Genomic DNA, 17,462 nt, shown 5'->3' with positions numbered 1-17,462 from the left:
GCTTACAGTGGCGGTGCGATGTATCAACTCGATACATCAGGTCATGACATAGCCATGACAAACTGGTCGAGGGAGGTGGGTCATGGGAAACCGCAGTGGGGTCCTGGAGCTCGCCGTACTCGGCCTGTTGCACGAAGCGCCGATGCACGGCTACGAGCTCCGCAAGCGCGTCAACGCCCAGTTCGGCTGGGGACGCGTGCTGTCGTTCGGATCGCTCTACCCGTGTCTGAAGGCGATGCTCCGCAACGGACTGATCTCCGCCGACGCCGGTACGCCGGACGCCGGGCGGAGGCAGAAAATCGTCTACACGATCACGGCCGACGGCAAGGACCACTTCGCGCAAGCGATGCACGACGCCGGACCGTCGGCGTGGGAGGACGACACGTTCGGCGTCCGGTTCTCGTTCTTCGGCCGGACCGATCCGGCCACCCGGTTGCGCATCCTCGAGGGCCGACGGGCCCGGATGGAGGAGCGGCTGGCCAATTTCTCGGCCGCGATGAGCCGGACCGCGGAGCGCGTCGACGCGTACACCCTCGAGCTGCAACGGCACGGCCTGGAGTCGGCCGAGCGCGAGGTCCGCTGGCTGAACGAGCTGATCGACGGCGAACGCAGCCGGCAGCGGCCCCCTGAAGAGCATCAACCGCCTGTTCCACCCCCCAACTAAGGAGTTCCAGATGACCTCGATCCGCGTAGCGATCGTCGGTGTCGGCAACTGCGCCAGCTCGCTCGTCCAGGGCGTGCACTACTACCGCGACGCGAAGCCCGACGAGCGCGTCCCCGGTCTGATGCACGTCCAGTTCGGCGACTACCACGTCCGCGACGTCGAGTTCGTCGCCGCGTTCGACGTGGACGGCAAGAAGGTCGGCCTCGACCTCGCCGACGCGATCGGCGCCAGCGAGAACAACACGATCAAGATCTGCGACGTACCGCCGAGCGGTATCACCGTGCAGCGCGGTCACACGCTGGACGGTCTCGGCAAGTACTACCGCGAGACGATCACGGAGTCCGACGCGTCGCCCGTCGACGTCGTCGCCACCCTGCGTGAGGCGCAGGTCGACGTACTGGTCTGCTACCTGCCGGTCGGCTCGGAGCAGGCGGCGAAGTTCTACGCCCAGTGCGCCATCGACGCCAACGTCGCCTTCGTGAACGCGCTCCCCGTGTTCATCGCCGGCACCAAGGAGTGGGCGGACAAGTTCACCGCCGCCGGTGTCCCGATCGTCGGCGACGACATCAAGTCGCAGATCGGCGCCACCATCACGCACCGCGTGCTGGCCAAGCTGTTCGAGGACCGCGGCGTCACCGTCGACCGGACCTACCAGCTGAACGTCGGCGGCAACATGGACTTCAAGAACATGCTGGAGCGCGACCGGCTGGAGTCCAAGAAGATCAGCAAGACCCAGTCCGTCACCTCGCAACTGGTCGACAAGATCGACCCGCGCAACGTGCACATCGGCCCGTCGGACTACGTGGCCTGGCTGGACGACCGCAAGTGGGCCTTCATCCGGCTCGAGGGCCGCAACTTCGGCGACGTCCCGCTGTCGCTGGAGTACAAGCTCGAGGTCTGGGACTCGCCGAACTCGGCCGGCATCATCATCGACGCGATCCGCGCCGTGAAGATCGCCAAGGACCGCGGCATCGGCGGCCCGATCCTGTCCGCCTCCTCGTACTTCATGAAGTCGCCGCCGGAGCAGTACGCCGACGACGTCTGCCGCGACCTGGTGGAGAAGTTCATCAAGGGCGAGGTCGAGCGCTGATCGCAGTACCCCGGTACTGACTGATCTGTACTGCGTGGGCCCCGCGACCGTCTTGGTCGCGGGGCCCCGCGCTTTCTGCCGAAGGTCGCCGGGGTCAGCGGGCCTGGGCGGCGTCAATGTCGAGCAGCAGGTCGAGGTCGAAGTCCGGGTCACGCGGCACCCGGGGTTGCAGGTGGCGATGCAGCTGGAAGTACCGGTTGTTCAGGCAGACCCGACGTGCTCCTCGAGTAGCGTGCTCTGGTCCAGGATCACCAGCCACCGGCCACGCTTGTACTCGTAGGTCACGCTGGTGACGGCCGTGAACCAGTAGTCGAGGCGCGGGATCGCGTACTTCGTGGTGTAGACGACGAAGGCCGTGCTGCAGCCGTCGACCTTGCGGGTGTTCTCGGTCCACGACCACACCGAGTCCTTGCTGATGAAGCGTGGCCGGCTCGCCGCGACGACCGCCTCCAGGCCGATCCTGGTCCGGCCGTCGGCGATGATGCTCACCACACCCTTGTCATGCCCGGCGACCCACTTGGCCAGATCGAAGTCGCGGAACGACTCCATGTCGGTGCGCTGCGCCTTGTCGAGCTTCTGGGCGCAGGTCTTGGCTTTGCCCGGCACTGCGCTGGTATCCGCCGCCGACGCGGCATTGGCGGTGCCCGGCACGGCGAGGACGACGGCCGAGGCGATCAGAATGCTTGACCGTAAAGCGCGGCGGGTAGCGGATCGGTCCATGACGACTCCTGTTCCTAGGCCCCTGTCCGAACGAGAGGCACGAGAGCAGGCTCAGGGTGCGGCTGCTGAGCCCGCCACGATTTAGTCGTGACCGAAACGTCGGCAAGCATCGTTCGAGCACACCAGACCGGACTGTCGGTGTGGTTCGGTAGCGTCCTTGTCATGCGGCTGCATGTGGGATGCGCGATGTGGACGCACGCGCCCTGGAACGGGCGGTTCCTGCCTCATCCGCTGCCTTCCAGCGAGCGGCTGGAGGCCTACGCGACCTGGTGCAACGCGGTCGAGGGCAACACCACTTTCTATGCGATCCCCGCGCGTTCGACCGTGGAGATGTGGGCTGCGCAGGTGCCGCCCGACTTCCGCTTCGTGCTGAAACTGCCGAAGGTGATCACCCACGACCTTCGGTTGCACGACGCCGCCGATGCAGAGCTGCGTACATTCCTGAACGCGATGCGGCCGCTCGGCCCGCGGGCCCATGCTTTGTGGATCCAGCTGCCGGCTTCCTTCGGTCCCTCCGAGCTCGGCTCACTCGCGTCCTTCCTTCGTCGCGCACCGTCGGCCTTCCGGTACGCGGTCGAGGTCCGGCATCCAGCCTTCTTCTCGGATGAGCGGGCGACCCAACAGCTGGAACAGGTGCTCGGCCGGGTCGGGGCCGAGTGGGTGCCTTTCGACACTGTGACGCTGTTCCAGACGGCGGCTTCGAGTTATGGCGAGCGTGAGGCGTGGATGAACAAGCCACGGTTGCCTCGGCGGACGCGGGCACTCACGCAGTACCCGATCGTGCGGTACATCGGCCGGGACGACCTCGAGGTGACGGTCCGAGGCTGGCAATACCTGGCTGACCAGACCGCTTCCTGGCTGCGGGAAGGGCGGTCGCCGACCGTCTTCCTGCACACGCCTGACAACGTCGAGGCGCTGGCGCTCGCGCGGCGCTTCTACGACGACGTCCGGGCTCAGGTCCCTCAGCTTGCTCCGCTGCCCGAGCCGGCGTCGATGCCCGCCGAGCCGCCGACGTTGTTCTGAGGGTTATCCACAGCTGCGAAATCGGCGGCTGATCCTGGCCTGAGAATCCATATGTTCCCCGGTGAGACCAATCTCCCGGGAGGACAGCCATGGAATCCGTCGAAGATCGCTACACCCGCACCCAGTCGCTGATCGCCGACCTGCGCCGGCGCGCGGAGGCCTGCGAGGATCCGCGCGAGCAGACCAACCTCCGACGATCCGTGGACTCCTTGGTCCGCGTAGCCCTGGCGCTCGAGCCGTGATCACCTCGCTGGAAGGCCTGCTGGAGCGGCATGCCTGGGCCGCGCTGCGGATCAGCGGCGCGGACCAGAGCTCCTGGAGCGGCGAGATCGTCGAAGCCGGTGACGGGATCCTCGGCCTGGCGCACTGGGACGGGACGCTGCATCTCGACCGCGAGAGCATCCTCGAGCCGTTGAGCGAGCTGTACGACCGCCCGGGCGAGCCGCGATCCGACGCCGAGCTGAGCCGCTGTCGCGAGGCGTTGATGACGCTGCTGCACGAGCAGTCGCATTTCCTCGGCCCGGCCGGCGCCACCCAGGAGGCGGCCCGCGCTGCCTTCGAACTCCCTGGCGGGCGAGCGCTGGAGGAGGGCGTCGCCGAGGTCTGGGCCCACGACCACCTGAACGACTACATCCGCGAGCTCGGCATCGACAAAGTTGCCCCCGGCATCCTTCACGCCCACAGCGAGCCGTCGTACGCCGCGTTCGTCCCCGCCGTCCGTCTCTTCAGCGCTGATCTCGACCGCCAAACGGGTTCACCCGCCGGCCAGAGCCTGCACCTACTCAACCGCCAAACCGCCGAAGGCCAGTGGCCCCAGGCAGTCGCCCTCATCTACCAGTCGAGCCGCCTGCCACACCTGGTCCCACCCGATCAGGCTCCGGCGGTCCGCCTCCACCTCGAGCAAGCACTCCGCACGTCATTCAAAGGCCTGGAGCTCTACGAACCCTTCCCCCGAGGCTTCGCGGCCTCCCGCTCCCACGCGGCCACCACTAGAACTCTGTCCTTCCTCCACCAAGAACTGGCCACCGCAGAACGCCACTACACCCCGACACCCACCCGCACCCGAATCCACCTGACGCCCCCACGCCTACCCGCCCCACCGTCCCCCGTCACCAACACTCCTATGCCCACTCCGTCGCCCGCATCTGCGGACACCTCGGCACCGGCGCACAGACTCAGGCCGACCGACTCCCACCAGGCCGCCCTGCACGCATTCGCGGGCATCAGCCCGCCAACCCACCGCGCTCCCTCGCCTCCGACGGCGCCGCCTCCGACCACCCCCACCGCCGTTCCTGCTACCGCGAAAGAGATGGAGCCATGACAGTTCCGAGGCTCCCCGAGATGGTGATCAGCTGTCCATCCTCCAGAGCACTCATAACGCCGGGAACCCCTAGCACGGCGGGTATCCGATGCTCGCGAGCAACGATCGCCGCATGCGACAACCGGCCACCTATCTCAGTGACCACCCCCGCAACCAGCCCGAACAAAGGAGTCCACGCAGGATCGGTGAACCGGCAAACCAGGATGTCGCCCGCCCCAACCCGCCCAAAGTCCTCAACCCGCGCCACCAACCGCGCCGGCCCAGAAACACTCCCAGCACTCCCCCCAACCCCCTGCAACACAACACCTCCACCTGCACCTCGCAGCCCAACAAGATCGCCCGCACCTCGCGGTACGGCGGCCTCGGGTATTGCTCGCGGTATGGCGGGTTCGAGTAACTGCTCCTGCTCGGCGCTGTCGGGTGCGCCGAGAGGAGCCGTGATCGGGCGTGACTGAAGGAGCCAGATCCGGTCGTTCTCCAGAGCGAACTCGATGTCTTGCGGACCCCCGAGTCGATCAGCAACCTCTCGCCCCAACTCCACGATCTGCAGGACCTGCCCGTCGCTGAGGCAAAGCTGGTCGCGCTGACCCACCGGAACCTCACTGGCGACGATGCCGTCAGCACTGGCGGTCCGATCCCTTCGGGTGAGCTTGGCGCCGCAGTGACGACTCATCCGACCGTCGGCACTGACCGCGTAAGTGTCCGGCATCACCAACCCCCGCACCACGCTCTCCCCCAACCCCCAGGAGGCTTCCACAACTGCTGCCCCGCCCTGAGTGCGAGGATCCGCAGTGAAGAGCACTCCCGCGACGTCCACGTCGATGTGGCGCTGAACGATGACCGCGATCCCCGGATCTGGTGCTGGACCTGGACCTAGACCTGGCGCTGGTGCTGGTGCTGGTGCTGGTGCTGGTGCTGGTTGGAGCCGACGGTAGGTGACAGCGCGTTGGCTCCAGAGGGATCCCCAGATTGCTTGGATCTTGGTAGTGATCGTGGGGAGGCCGTGGATTCCGAGGTAGGTGTCGTACTGTCCGGCTGCTGATGCTGTCGGGGTGTCCTCGGTGGTGGCTGAGGACCGTACCGCGATGGGGTGGTCGCCCAGTTCAGCCAGCGCCTCAGCCAGTTCGTCGAGCAACCACGGCGGTACCGGCTGAGCCTCGACCAGGTGGCGCGCCTCGTCCGGATCCCGGCTGGAAAGTGCCAGGGCCAGGGCGAGGTGAGCAGTGACAGCGCGGTAGGCGTCAACCGGGATCACGAAACCCGGCGGGACCGGGAAACCCGCCCGGGTGAGGCGGCCCAGGACCGCGGCCTTGGCGCCGGCGTTCTGCGGCGTCGCCTCGGTGAGACGGATGATCAACGAGCTTCCTCCTCCGAGAACAAGGTCGTCGTACCGGCCAACCCGCTGCGGGAACCAGCACTGCAGACGGACGCGGATGCCAACGGCACCTGGAGTTGCTTCAACAAAATGTTGACAACACTTTGTTGATGATGGACTGTTTCGGGGTGCAACGCAATGACGACGGTGCGGGCGAGCCCGCGAGTGACCATGCCCAGGCACAGCGGGAGCGAGAGGCTCGGGAGCGACTGCTGGCGGCTGGTGCCGACCAGCTCGATCGGCGGCCGTGGCAGGTCGGTTCCATGCCGCCGTCGGCCGCCGACCTGATCCAGTTGTTCCTCTGGCGGTCGAGTTCAGCGGCATTCGACGGGGCGGCGGGTTCGGACCAGGAGATGACCGACGCGGCGGTGGCGGCGCTTCAGTTGCTGCCGGCCGCGCGAGCCGAGATCGACCAACTCGAGACCGGGCTGCTGTTCGCGGCGCGTGGCCTCGGGCTCACGTGGGCTCAGATGGCCAGTGCACTTGGACTGAATTCGCCGCAAGCCTGTCAGCAGCGCCTCGATCGACTTACTGCGCGGGGAAGCCGTCCCGCGGAAGGACTCGCACCGTGACAGGGTCCTCCACATCGCAGCCCGCACCTGCCTCCGTCTCCGCGCCAAAGTTGCTGGCACTGCACGCCGTTCGGCTCAAGGGCGTTGCTGATGACCAGACCGTCGCCAGAAGGTTCAGCCTCGACCAGGCGGGGACGACGGAGTTGTTGCTCGACTACCAGGCCTTCGGCTGGATCAGCTGGAGCGAGTTCGCCGGCACCGGCGGTTGGTCGCTCACCGACGCCGGACGCGCGGAGAACGAACGGCAACTCGCCGCCGAGCTCGACCAGGTAACCGGGCGCGAGGTGATTCACGAGATCTACTCAGAATTCCTGCCACTCAACGAGCGCCTGCAGCAGACCTGCACCAACTGGCAGATCAGACCGACAGCAACCGACGCCCTCGCCTTCAACGACCACAGCGATCCCCACTGGGACCGCCAGGTCATCGAGCAACTGAGCGCCTTGGATCAGGCACTTCACCTGGTGTCGGAGCGGACCGCCGCCGTACTCCACCGCTTCCACGGCTACGACACCAGATTCACAGCAGCCCTGGACCGAGTGCGCTCAGGAGACAACACCTGGGTCGACCGAACCAGCGCCGACTCCTGCCACACCGTCTGGTTCGAACTGCACGAAGACCTCATCGCAACCCTCGGCCTGCCCCGAGGCGCGCACTGATGATCCAGAAGCCATGACAGGCAGCGAACGGCAGGTCGTCGGCTCGCCGATTCGGCACCTGCTCTTCGACGCCGACGGAGTGCTTCAGGACATCCCCGATGGGTGGTATGCCGCGATGGAACCGTATGTCGGCGACAGAGCACGCGAGTTCCTGCACAAGACCTGGAAGGACGAACTTCCGACGCTCGCCGGACGCGGTGACTACCTGCCCATGCTGGCTGCGTCACTCGCCGAGTACGGCGTCCTGACGCCTACCGCGGTCGTCTTCCAGGACGTGTGGCACCGCATCGCGCCCGTCGAAGAGTCCTTCGCAATCGTGGAAACGCTCCGGCGCAACGGCTACGGCGTACACCTGGGCACGAACCAGGAGAGGCACCGCGGCGGACACATGCGCGCAGCGCTCGGCTACGACCTCCTCTTCGATGTCAGTTGCTACTCCTACGACCTCGGCGTCGCCAAGCCGGACCCGGGCTTCTTCACCGAAGCCGCGCGGCGGATCGCAGCCGACCCGTCGGCGATCCTGTTCATCGACGACAGCGCCGCCAACATCGAAGGGGCAAGGAGCGCCGGATTCGCTGCCGATCGGGCTAGTCGGTCTGGTGTAGGGGTAGCGGGGTTCTGTGGGGGCGGACGAACTCGGCGTGCAGGCCGGCTGGGGTGAGGATGTGGCCGATCCGCTTGGCGAAGCGGGGAAGCATCCAGCGATCTTCGATCTGGGCACTCGGGAAGGCGCGGGCGATCTTGGTCTCGATCGCGTCGAACTCCCGCAGGTTGTGCAACCACAGGACAACGGCGAGGTTGGCGCTGTTGACCACCGAGCAGCACATCCTCGTCTCCGGCATCAGCGCCAGCCCGGCTCCGACTGTCTCCAACTGATGGTGCGGAACGCTGAACCAGACCATCACGGAGGCGTCGTAGCCGACCACGTTGTGCGCGAAGTCGATCCGGGTACGGGCCCAGGACGCATGCATGATCTGGCCGATCGCCCGGGTGACAGTGGCCACGCTCTTGCCGATCTCATCGGCGATCGAGGTGGCCGACCGGCGGATGTCGCCCGCGAGTCCGGTGATCACCAGTTCATGTAGGCGGGTCGGCACGGCCGGTGCGTCGATACCCGTCGCAGGCAGGTCATGCAGAGCCCGGATCTGGCGCTGGCGGAGTACTCCGAGCCGCCAACTCGTCCCTTCCTTGAAGAAGGTGCGGGTGAAGTGGGTCCTGGTGCCCAGCACGCCGGGCACCGCGGCGAGTTCGGCGGCCACATAGGCGTCCACCCCGGAGACCGACATGAAGGACAGGGTCAGAATCAACTCGCGCGAACCGGACGTGCAGTCGATGGTGAGGACGGCGGGGTTCAGCACGATGCTCTCGATCACCTTCTCGCGCTCGCCTGCGACGCAGGACACCTCGACCAGGGCAAGAACACCGGTCGGCAACTGAGCCTGCTCCGGCGGGGTCACGGCGAAGCATGAACTCCACACCAGCCCGCTCTCGACCAGCCTGGTCCAGCGGCGTGACAGCGTCGTCGAGTCGACTCCCAGAATCGCTTCGAGTTGCGACCAGCCGGCTCGCGGACTGATCTGTAAAGCGTTAATCAGCGCGAAATCTACGTCGTCCACAACTCAATATCCCTGCATGGACCGCTGTCGGCACGCAAGTTCCCTGCAATGTCATGACAAAAATTTGATCGACCGCGCGGAGCCCGGAGCATCCTCAGTAGGTCGACCGTCGGTGACGGTCCACCGACGCACTGTGATCTCCCCATCGCCCATCGGAGGATCGCTTGTCAACAGACGCCCCCGCGTTGCTGCGGGTCGACAATCTGAAGACCGAGTTCAGCACCGACGAAGGCACCGCCACCGCGGTCGACGAGGTCAGCTTCAGCCTGGCGGCCGGTGAGACCCTCTGTCTGGTCGGCGAGTCCGGTAGCGGCAAATCGGTGACCGCGCTGTCGATCATGGGGCTGCTCGCCGACAACGGCCGGATCACCCAGGGCCAGGTGGTCTTCGAAGGCCAGGACCTGGTGACGCTGCCGGAGAGTCGCCTGCGCACGGTTCGCGGTAACTCGATCGCGATGATCTTCCAGGAGCCGATGACGTCGCTGAACCCGGTGCTGACCATCGGCGATCAGCTCTCCGAGACGATGATCCTGCACCTGGGGCTGACCAGGAAGCAGGCCAGGGCGCGAGTGGTCGACCTGCTGCAGAAGGTCGGCATCCCGCGGGCCCGGGACGTCGTGGACGACTATCCGCATCGGTTGTCGGGCGGTATGCGGCAGCGGGCGATGATCGCGATGGCGCTGAGTTGCGAGCCGAGGCTGATCATCGCCGACGAACCGACGACAGCTCTCGACGTCACGATCCAGGCCCAGATCCTGAAGTTGCTGCGCGACCTCAGCGACGAGGCCGGTACCGCGATGATCTTCATCACCCACGACCTCGGGGTGGTGGCCGAGATGGCCGATCGAGTCGCGGTGATGTACGCCGGCCAGGTGGTCGAACAGACCGACGTCTACACCCTCTTCGACGAGCCCGAGCACCCGTACACGACCGCCCTGCTGCGATCGATCCCGCACCTGACCGCCCCGGCAGGTGATCGGCTCGCGGCCATCCCCGGATCGGTGCCGAGCCTGCTGCAGATGCCGGCCGGCTGCCGCTTTCACGAACGCTGCCCGCAGGCGATGGACCGCTGCGCGGGCGAGCGACCCGAGCTCCTCAGCACCGCCGGCCAGGGCGCGCACGCAGTACGGTGCTGGCTGTACGACGGGGCGCCCCTACCGAAGACCGCCGCGGCGGTGGTGCCGGCATGACGCTGACCAAGCCACCCGGGCCGGCTGACCAGCCGTTGTTGCGGGTCAGCAATCTGAAGCGCTACTACCCGATCCGCAAAGGTGTACTCGCTCGTACGGTTGGTCAGGTTCGCGCCGTCGATGATGTCAGCTTCGACGTGTACCCGGGCGAGACCCTCGGCATCGTGGGGGAATCCGGCTGCGGCAAGTCGACCACAGGCCGCGCCGTCGTCCGGCTCGAAACGCCGACCGCCGGCTCGGTGATCTTCGAGGGCACCGACATCGCCTCGTTGTCGAAGGGCGGGATGAGGCGGCTGCGGACCGACCTGCAGATGGTCTTCCAGGATCCGTACTCCTCCCTGAATCCGCAGATCCGGATCGGCGATCTGCTCGCCGAACCGCTGATCGCCCACCGTCGGCTCGACCGGGCCGGAGCGCGGGCCAGGGCGGCCGAGATCCTGCAGGTGGTCGGGCTGCCGACGGTGTATCTGAACCGCTATCCGCACGAGCTCTCGGGCGGTCAGCGGCAGCGGGTCGGGATCGCCCGCGCCCTGATGCTCGAGCCGAAGCTGATCGTCTGCGACGAGCCGGTGTCCGCGCTCGACGTGTCGATCCAGGCGCAGGTGCTGAACCTGCTCAAGGATCTGCAGGGCGAGTTCGGACTGACGTACCTCTTCATCTCGCACGGTCTGGGCGCGATCAAATACATCAGCGACCGGGTCGTGGTGATGTATCTGGGCAAGGTGATGGAGATCGCGGATACCGCGGAGATCTTCGCCCGGCCTCGTCACCCCTACACGCAGATCCTGCTCGACGCCTATCCCGAGCCCGATCCGCGCTTGCGCGACCGGCAGCGGATCATCGTCGAGGGCGATGTGCCGAGTCCCGCGAAGCCGCCGCCGGGCTGCGTCTTCCACACCCGGTGCCGGTATGCCCAGGAGATCTGCAAAACCGAGGTGCCGCAGCTGAGCACCGGCGGACATCCGGTCGCCTGTCATTTTCCCCTGGCAGCCGGTACGCCGGCAGTGGCGGCGGCGAGCTGATGGTCTCCTACCTGATTCGGCGACTGGTGATCGGGATCCCGGTCCTGCTCGGCGTCACGCTGATCAACTTCCTGATCATCAACCTGGCGCCGGGCAGCCCGGCCGACCTCTACCTCTCCCCGACCTCGACGCCGGAAGACGTCGCCAGAGCCGAGGCGGAGCTCGGCCTCGATCAGCCGGTCTTCGTGCAGTACTTCCACTGGCTCAGCCGGCTCTTCCAGGGTGATCTCGGGGTGTCGTTCCAGAATCGCGAGCCGGTCACCCAGTTGATCGGCGACCGGATCGGCCCGACGTTGCTGCTGATGGGTACCTCGTTGGTCGTCGCCTACCTGATCGCCATCCCGATCGGGATCTTCGCGGCCAGGAAGAAGAACACCGCGGCCGACTACGGGGTGGTGGGGTTGTCGTTCCTCGGCATCTCGGTACCGCACTTCTTCCTCGGCCTGGCGCTGATCTATGTTTTCGCGTTGACGCTCGGCTGGTTCCCGACCGGCGGCATGCTCACCCTCGGCCGCGGCGGCGGGCTCGCCGACCGGGTCGAGCATCTGATCCTGCCGGTCGCCGTGCTGGCCACGGCGACCGCTGCGAACATGGCCCGCTATGTCCGCTCGAGCATGATCGACGCTTTCGGCCAGGACTACATCAGAACCGCGAAGGCCAAAGGGCTGGGCCGGTCCACGATCACCAGCAAGCACGCCCTGCGCAACGCGCTGATCCCGCTGGTGACCGTGGTCGGCGTCGATCTGTCCACCCTGATCGGCGGCGCGATCGTCACCGAGCAGATCTTCCAGTGGCCCGGGATCGGGCTGCTGACCATCCAGTCGATCGGGTCGCGGGACTACGCCGTACTGATGGGGATCAACCTGATCGCGGCGGTCTCGGTCTTCGCAGCCAATCTGCTGACCGACGTCGCCTACGCCGTGGTCGATCCGAGGATCGCTTATGCATAAGGCGCGGGGCAAGGAGCGTTCGTCCGCCGGACTGGTGGTCAGGCGGTTCCTCCGTCACCGGGTGGCCGTCGCCGGGCTTGTCATCGTCGCCCTGCTCGTCCTGATGGCGGCGCTGGCGCCACTGCTGGCGCCCCACGATCCGAACCGGATCTTCGACGCCTTCGAGGCGCCGCCGTCGGCGGACCACCTGCTCGGCACCGACTCGGTCGGCCGGGACGTGCTGAGCAGGCTGATCTACGGCTCGCGGGTGTCGATGAGTGTCGGCGTCGGGGCGGTCGCCGTCTATCTGGTGATCGGGGTCCTGCTCGGGCTGCTCGCCGGGTACTACGGGCGCTGGGTGGACCTGGTGATCATGCGGATCACCGACGTGTTCATGTCCTTCCCGTACTTCATGGTGATCCTGATCCTGGTCAGCGTGCTCGGACCGAGCCTGCTCACCATCATCGTGGTGATCGGCCTGCTGGCCTGGCCGATGATCGGCCGGCTGGTCCGCGGCAGCGTCTTGTCGATCAAGCAGAGCGACTACGTCCAGGCCGCCGTGACACTGGGGTACAGCACGCCACGGATCCTGTTCCGGCACATCCTGCCGAACGCGCTGTCACCGATCATCGTGAACGCGACCTTCGGGGTGGCGCAGGCGATCATCCTCGAATCGGGCCTGAGCTTCCTGGGCCTGGGCGTCCGGCCACCGGCGGCCAGCTGGGGAAACATGCTCAGCGAGGCACAGTCGATCACCGTGCTGTCCAGCCAGCCGTGGATCTGGATCCCGCCCGGCCTGATGATCCTGCTCGCCGTCTTGTCGATCAACTTCGTCGGCGACGGGCTCCGGGACTCGATGGAGTCCCGCTCCCACGCCTAAGCCGTCATCCGAGAAGGGGAGCTCCATCCATGAGTGCACCGACCACCGCCCGGCGCCGCCCGACCCGACTCCTGATCGCCGCGCTGACCACCGGCGGGCTGCTCGCCGCCGCGGCCTGCTCAGGCGACACGGGCGGGGGCACAGCCGGCGACACGCTCTACATCGGCACCGTCAACCCGCCGGCTAGCTTCAACCCGATCAACCAGGCGGACATCGCCGGCCAGTGGGCCGTGCGGTTCGCGATGGACACATTGCTCGATCAGCCCGAGCCGCTGAAATTCGTCCCCAAGCTCGCCGAGTCGATCCAGAGCCAGGACAACAAGACCTTCACGGTCAAGCTGCACACCGGCGCGAAATGGAGCGATGGCAAGCCGATCACCGCGAAGGACGTCGTCTTCACCATCAACCTGATCGCCAACCGCGATTCCCTGACCACCCTCGGCGGCAACATCACCGCGCTCACCGGAGTCGATGCCACCGGCAAGCTTCCCAAGGGCGGGACGGCCGTCCCCGGCCTGAAGGCGACCGATGACAGCACCGTGGTGTTCACCACGAAGACGCCGGTGGATCCCAACTACATCAAGGAGATGATGGGCACCAAGATCGTCATCGTGCCCGAGCACGTGCTGGGCAGCGTCGCGCCGGCCAAGGTCGATGACAGCAAGTTCGCCCAGCTCCCCGATGTCACCAGCGGTCCGTACAAGTTCGCGAAGTACACCCAGAACGCCAGCATCGAGTACACGGCCGATCCGGACTACTACCTCGGTGCGGCCAAGATCAGCAAGGTGATCGTGAAGATCATGCCGGCCGCGAACCTGGCCGGCGAGCTGCAGACCCAGTCCATCCTGATGAACTCCGGCGGCGGGATCGGGAACATCCCGTTCCAGGACCTGAAGACGGTCCAGGGTCTGCGCGAGGTGAACACCAAGGTGAACCCGACCATCGGTTTCCAGACGATCCAGTTCAACGTCAAGAGCTTCCCTGATCCGCGAATGCGGCTGGGGCTCGCGCATGCGATCAACCGGCAGCAGATGGTCGACCAACTGCTGCTCGGCAACGGCGAGATCGTCGACGGCCCTTACACCAGCCAGAGCCCGTACCTGGACAAGAGCCAGAAGGACCTGACCTACGACCCGGCGCTCGCCAAGAAGCTGCTGACCGACGCCGGTTGGGACTTCGGCAAGAAGATCGACTTCGTCGTACCGACCGGCAACAAGATCCGGGAGCGCTCCGCCGACATCATGCTGCAGAACTTCAAGGCCATCGGCCTGAACGTGGTGCAGACGAACTACGACTTCCCCACCACCCTGGCCAAGGCCCGCGCCAAGGAGCACGACCTGGTCCTGATGGGCCTGAACTTCAACATCGACCCGGACGTGTCCAACATGTACGGGTCGACCGGATCCTTCAACCTGACCGGCTACGCCTCCCCGGACAGCGACCGCCTCCTGCTGGCCGGGACGTCCGAGGCGAACCCCGCGGCCAGGCACAAGATCTACAACGACCTGCAGAAGCTCTGGCAGACGGATCTGCCGATCCTGACCCTGTACTCCGACCACGCGGTCGCCTCGACCGGAAAGTCGGTCGCGGTCGGCGGCCCGGCGCCGTTCTGGAACGGTACGGTGGCGAACATCGGGCAATGGGCTTTCGAGGGAGCGAGCTGATGGGTCTCATCGACGAAGCCGCCGCGATCGCTCCCGGGCTGGTCGCCCTGCGCCGCGCGCTGCACGAGATCCCCGAGGTCGGCCTGGACCTGCCGAAGACCCAGGCGATGGTGCTCGACGAGCTGTCCGGCCTGCCGCTCGAGATCACCACCGGTAAAGAACTGACCTCGATCGTCGGGGTACTGCGCGGCGATCGTCCCGGGCCGACCGTGCTGCTCCGTGGCGACATGGACGCCCTCCCGGTGGTCGAGGAGACCGGCCTGGAGTACGCCTCGGCCAACGGCAACATGCACGCCTGCGGCCACGACCTCCACACTGCCGGCCTGGTCGGCGCCGCGCGGTTGCTCAGCGAACATCGCGGCGAGCTGCACGGCAACGTCGTCTTCATGTTCCAGCCCGGTGAGGAAGGGCTGCGGGGCGCCGGGTGGATGATCGAGGAAGGTCTGCTGCGGGCCACCGGGGAGAAGCCGGTGGCCGCGTACGCCGTTCATGTCTGGTCCCAGGCGGCCAAGGGACTGTTCCTGACCCGGCCCGGAACGATGATGGCCGGCTCCAACCAGCTCCACATCACCGTGCACGGTAAGGGCGGGCACGGGTCGGCGCCGGACACGACGGTCGATCCGGTCCCGGTCGTCGCCGAGCTCGTGCTGGCCCTGCAGACCTACGCGACGCGCAAGGTGAACGTTTTCGACCCGGTGGTGATCACAGTGACGCAACTCGCGGCCGGGGTCGCGATCAACGTCATCCCGAACACCGCGGCCCTCGGGGCTACCGTCCGCACACTGTCGGACGCGTCCTGGAACCAGCTGGCCCGCGAACTACCCGTGCTGGCCGAGGGAATCGCCTCGGCCTACGGGTGCACGGTCGACGTGGACTTCCAGCGGCAGTACCCGGTGACGGTCAACGACCCGGCGAGTACCGCCGCGGCGGCCGGCGAGCTCGGGCAGATGTTCGGTGCGGCACGGGTACTGCCACTGGACAATCCCTTGATGGGTTCGGAGGACTTCTCGCTGGTACTGGAGCAGGTGCCTGGCACGTTCATCATGCTGGGCGCCCGGCCGGACGATGTCGGCGAGGACGGGCCGTCCAACCATTCAAGCGAAGTCCGCTTCGACGACGCGGTACTCGGTGATCAGGCGGCCGCCCTGGCTCAGCTGGCCGTTAGCAAACTGCTAGTAGCGGCGGTTAGGACGGGTTGATGGTCAGCGAGTACCCGCCTCGGCTGCCGTAGGTGGAGTAGCCGGTGTTCAGGGGGTCTCCGTAGCCGACGTTGTCGATGCGGAGGTAGTAGGTGCCGGGCTGGAGGTTGCTGGTGACGGTGGCGCCGAGGCCGGTGGGGGTGCCGGCGTTGGTCTGGCCGGAGGCGGGGTCGGCTGACGTGACGACTGCGCCCGACGAGTTGAGCAGGTCCAGCTTGATGTCGAGGTTGCCGCCGAGGGCTGAGGCGCCGGCGGTGGCGGTGTAGTTGCCGGCTGTGCTCACCTGGACTCGGTAGACGTCGGTGTCTGTTTCGGCGGCGATGTAGCCGGCAGCGGGAGCCCCTACCGTGAGGGCGGCTGCAGCGCCGGTGGTGTCGCCGGCTTCGTCGGTACGGAGGGCGAGGCCGTGGGTGCCGACGACCGAGTAGTCATCCTCGGGGTTGTTGGCGCCGGCGTACTCGCCCTTGCTCCACTGGCTGATGCCGCGGTAGTACCCGACGCCCATGATCGGCGCCCAGGAGCCGTGGCCCTCGTAGTACCCGACCGATGCGGTGCCGTCGTGGCCGAGGCCGACGTTGTGGCCCGCTTCGTGGGAGGCGGCCTCGGCGAGGTTCTTCGCGCCGGTACCGACTCCCTTGGTGAATACCAACGCGGGTTGGTAGTAGTCGTGCTGGCCCGAGTTGTCGTAGACGCCGATGTAGGCGACACCACCGCAGCCGCAACCCGACTGGTACCAGGTGTCCGGATCGATCAGTACGCGCGTGCCGTACTGCAGGTCCGCGGCATTCGTCCGGTTGATCGCGTCCTGCGCCGGCTGCTGCGTCGTCACGTCGACATCGAAGGCGGCGTAGTCCTCCGCAACCCGCGCCCACACCTCGTGTACTACGTCCTGCTCGGCGGTACCGAAGCTCGCCGGGCTCCCGTCTGTGTCGTACGGGGAGACGTTGACCGGGTCGATCCCCTTGTCCGCGTTCCACGCCGTACCGGTGATGGCGTGACCGTCGAAGTCGAGGTAGATGACACGGTTCGAGCCAGGCTTGCTGTGCAGCTCGAAGGCCGGGCCGGCGGCAGCTGCGACTGCCTCGGTCGCCCAGCGCGGTGATGCCTCGGGAGCCTTCTGGGCTTTGGTGAGGACGGGCTCGCGGAAGAACAAGCGGCCCGCGGGGTCGAGCCAGGCCGTCGTGTCGGTGGCGAGCGTCTCGCGGAGCTTCTGCTCGGACAAACCATTGCGCTGGGCAACTTCCCCCAGCCGGGACTGCAGATTGGCCAGGGCGGTCCTACCCGGCGTGGGCTGACCGAGTACTTGGCCGAGCGGTAGTTGTTGTGCGTCGGCTTGGGTGCCGGCAGCAACGGCCAGCGCTCCGAAGACGACGGCACCGGCTCCTACCAGAGCACCGGTACGGCGGAATTTGTTGTGCACGTGGAATCCTCCTCAAGGATTCCCCCCAGCTGAAGTACAGACAAGAAACGTCCCCCCGCGGGACGTAGCCGGGGACATGTGGGCGGGCCGAGCGCCCACATGTCCCAGGCCACAACTA

General features: G+C 66.7%; 18 protein-coding genes. 15 read left to right on the top strand and 3 right to left on the bottom strand.

Annotated elements, in window-relative coordinates; translation table 11 throughout:
* The first annotated feature begins 82 nt into the window (after positions 1-82).
* Together G3I17_RS32650 and G3I17_RS32645 are read left to right on the top strand one after the other, a co-directional pair.
* Positions 83-664 carry a PadR family transcriptional regulator gene (locus tag G3I17_RS32650; protein WP_164601866.1) on the top strand — a complete coding sequence of 194 codons (582 nt, stop codon included), beginning with the start codon at positions 83-85 and terminating at the stop codon, positions 662-664.
* A 10-nt stretch (positions 665-674) separates the two neighbouring features.
* Entirely contained in the window at positions 675-1,754 is a 1,080-nt protein-coding gene (locus G3I17_RS32645; RefSeq protein ID WP_164601864.1) for an inositol-3-phosphate synthase, read from the top strand.
* A 201-nt stretch (positions 1,755-1,955) separates the two neighbouring features.
* Here the strand turns inward: G3I17_RS32645 and G3I17_RS32640 are convergent, their stop codons facing one another.
* Positions 1,956-2,474 carry a hypothetical protein gene (locus G3I17_RS32640; protein WP_164601862.1) on the bottom strand — a complete coding sequence of 173 codons (519 nt, stop codon included), beginning with the start codon at positions 2,472-2,474 and terminating at the stop codon, positions 1,956-1,958.
* Positions 2,475-2,636: 162 nt separating this feature from the next.
* On the opposite strand from G3I17_RS32640, the gene G3I17_RS32635 reads away from it, so the two are divergent.
* From G3I17_RS32635 to G3I17_RS32605, 7 genes are all read left to right on the top strand, one after another.
* Positions 2,637-3,497 (top strand): DUF72 domain-containing protein, encoded by an 861-nt coding sequence (locus G3I17_RS32635; RefSeq protein WP_164601860.1) that lies wholly within the window; start codon positions 2,637-2,639, stop codon positions 3,495-3,497.
* An 89-nt stretch (positions 3,498-3,586) separates the two neighbouring features.
* Complete coding sequence (locus G3I17_RS32630) at positions 3,587-3,739, top strand: hypothetical protein (protein ID WP_164601858.1); 153 nt, start codon at positions 3,587-3,589, stop codon at positions 3,737-3,739.
* A complete protein-coding gene (locus G3I17_RS32625) occupies positions 3,736-4,818 on the top strand; it encodes a hypothetical protein (protein ID WP_164601856.1) in 1,083 nt (360 codons plus the stop codon). The genes G3I17_RS32630 and G3I17_RS32625 overlap by 4 nt, the downstream gene beginning before the upstream one ends.
* Positions 4,819-5,908: 1,090 nt before the next feature.
* On the top strand, positions 5,909-6,304 hold the full coding sequence (locus G3I17_RS41260; protein WP_239063146.1) for a hypothetical protein: 396 nt from the start codon (positions 5,909-5,911) through the stop codon (positions 6,302-6,304).
* Positions 6,304-6,765: a hypothetical protein gene (locus G3I17_RS32615; protein WP_164601852.1), complete on the top strand. Its 462-nt coding sequence runs from the start codon at positions 6,304-6,306 to the stop codon at positions 6,763-6,765. Before G3I17_RS41260 ends, G3I17_RS32615 begins: the two co-directional genes overlap by 1 nt.
* Positions 6,762-7,424 carry a transcriptional regulator gene (locus G3I17_RS32610; RefSeq protein WP_203591080.1) on the top strand — a complete coding sequence of 221 codons (663 nt, stop codon included), beginning with the start codon at positions 6,762-6,764 and terminating at the stop codon, positions 7,422-7,424. The genes G3I17_RS32615 and G3I17_RS32610 overlap by 4 nt, the downstream gene beginning before the upstream one ends.
* A gap of 13 nt (positions 7,425-7,437) precedes the next feature.
* Complete coding sequence (locus G3I17_RS32605; RefSeq protein ID WP_164601851.1) at positions 7,438-8,085, top strand: HAD-IA family hydrolase; 648 nt, start codon at positions 7,438-7,440, stop codon at positions 8,083-8,085.
* On the opposite strand, the gene G3I17_RS32600 is transcribed toward G3I17_RS32605, so the two are convergent.
* Positions 8,012-9,040, bottom strand: coding sequence for an Lrp/AsnC family transcriptional regulator (locus G3I17_RS32600; RefSeq protein WP_164601849.1), 1,029 nt, complete (start codon positions 9,038-9,040; stop codon positions 8,012-8,014). The two genes, G3I17_RS32605 and G3I17_RS32600, sit on opposite strands and share 74 nt — an antisense overlap.
* Before the next feature lie 164 nt (positions 9,041-9,204).
* Here G3I17_RS32600 and G3I17_RS32595 point away from each other — a divergent pair, with 164 nt between their 5' ends.
* The 6 genes from G3I17_RS32595 to G3I17_RS32570 are packed head-to-tail and all read left to right on the top strand — an operon-like array spanning position 9,205 to position 15,924.
* A complete protein-coding gene (locus G3I17_RS32595) occupies positions 9,205-10,230 on the top strand; it encodes an ABC transporter ATP-binding protein (RefSeq protein WP_239063145.1) in 1,026 nt (341 codons plus the stop codon).
* Positions 10,227-11,252 carry a dipeptide ABC transporter ATP-binding protein gene (locus tag G3I17_RS32590; protein ID WP_164601847.1) on the top strand — a complete coding sequence of 342 codons (1,026 nt, stop codon included), beginning with the start codon at positions 10,227-10,229 and terminating at the stop codon, positions 11,250-11,252. The genes G3I17_RS32595 and G3I17_RS32590 overlap by 4 nt, the downstream gene beginning before the upstream one ends.
* On the top strand, positions 11,252-12,202 hold the full coding sequence (locus G3I17_RS32585; RefSeq protein ID WP_164601845.1) for an ABC transporter permease: 951 nt from the start codon (positions 11,252-11,254) through the stop codon (positions 12,200-12,202). The genes G3I17_RS32590 and G3I17_RS32585 overlap by 1 nt, the downstream gene beginning before the upstream one ends.
* Positions 12,195-13,061, top strand: coding sequence for an oligopeptide ABC transporter permease (opp4C, locus tag G3I17_RS32580; protein WP_164601843.1), 867 nt, complete (start codon positions 12,195-12,197; stop codon positions 13,059-13,061). The genes G3I17_RS32585 and opp4C overlap by 8 nt, the downstream gene beginning before the upstream one ends.
* A 29-nt stretch (positions 13,062-13,090) precedes the next feature.
* A complete protein-coding gene (locus G3I17_RS32575) occupies positions 13,091-14,725 on the top strand; it encodes an ABC transporter substrate-binding protein (protein WP_164601841.1) in 1,635 nt (544 codons plus the stop codon).
* Positions 14,725-15,924: a M20 family metallopeptidase gene (locus G3I17_RS32570; protein ID WP_164601839.1), complete on the top strand. Its 1,200-nt coding sequence runs from the start codon at positions 14,725-14,727 to the stop codon at positions 15,922-15,924. Before G3I17_RS32575 ends, G3I17_RS32570 begins: the two co-directional genes overlap by 1 nt.
* On the opposite strand, the gene G3I17_RS32565 is transcribed toward G3I17_RS32570, so the two are convergent.
* Positions 15,911-17,344 carry a M12 family metallo-peptidase gene (locus G3I17_RS32565; protein ID WP_164601837.1) on the bottom strand — a complete coding sequence of 478 codons (1,434 nt, stop codon included), beginning with the start codon at positions 17,342-17,344 and terminating at the stop codon, positions 15,911-15,913. The genes G3I17_RS32570 and G3I17_RS32565 overlap by 14 nt on opposite strands.
* Between the last annotated feature and the right edge of the window lie 118 nt (positions 17,345-17,462).

Origin of the sequence: Streptomyces sp. SID13031 (assembly GCF_010548305.1) — a bacterium.
Classification (GTDB): Bacteria; Actinomycetota; Actinomycetes; order Propionibacteriales; family Kribbellaceae; genus Kribbella.
The sequence above is the reverse complement of the archived record's forward strand: the minus strand, read 5'-3'. Positions and strand labels throughout refer to the sequence as shown.

Bases quoted from the DNA above. Each gene is read 5' to 3' on its own strand.
- G3I17_RS32640 (WP_164601862.1), bottom strand. From the start codon at position 2,474: ATGGACCGATCCGCTACCCGCCGCGCTTTACGGTCAAGCATTCTGATC.
- G3I17_RS32650 (WP_164601866.1), top strand. From the start codon at position 83: ATGGGAAACCGCAGTGGGGTCCTGGAGCTCGCCGTACTCGGCCTGTTG.
- G3I17_RS32645 (WP_164601864.1), top strand. From the start codon at position 675: ATGACCTCGATCCGCGTAGCGATCGTCGGTGTCGGCAACTGCGCCAGC.
- G3I17_RS32615 (WP_164601852.1), top strand. From the start codon at position 6,304: ATGATGGACTGTTTCGGGGTGCAACGCAATGACGACGGTGCGGGCGAG.
- G3I17_RS32570 (WP_164601839.1), top strand. From the start codon at position 14,725: ATGGGTCTCATCGACGAAGCCGCCGCGATCGCTCCCGGGCTGGTCGCC.
- G3I17_RS32590 (WP_164601847.1), top strand. From the start codon at position 10,227: ATGACGCTGACCAAGCCACCCGGGCCGGCTGACCAGCCGTTGTTGCGG.
- G3I17_RS32585 (WP_164601845.1), top strand. From the start codon at position 11,252: ATGGTCTCCTACCTGATTCGGCGACTGGTGATCGGGATCCCGGTCCTG.
- G3I17_RS32630 (WP_164601858.1), top strand. From the start codon at position 3,587: ATGGAATCCGTCGAAGATCGCTACACCCGCACCCAGTCGCTGATCGCC.
- G3I17_RS32575 (WP_164601841.1), top strand. From the start codon at position 13,091: ATGAGTGCACCGACCACCGCCCGGCGCCGCCCGACCCGACTCCTGATC.
- G3I17_RS32605 (WP_164601851.1), top strand. From the start codon at position 7,438: ATGACAGGCAGCGAACGGCAGGTCGTCGGCTCGCCGATTCGGCACCTG.
- G3I17_RS32635 (WP_164601860.1), top strand. From the start codon at position 2,637: ATGCGGCTGCATGTGGGATGCGCGATGTGGACGCACGCGCCCTGGAAC.
- opp4C (WP_164601843.1), top strand. From the start codon at position 12,195: ATGCATAAGGCGCGGGGCAAGGAGCGTTCGTCCGCCGGACTGGTGGTC.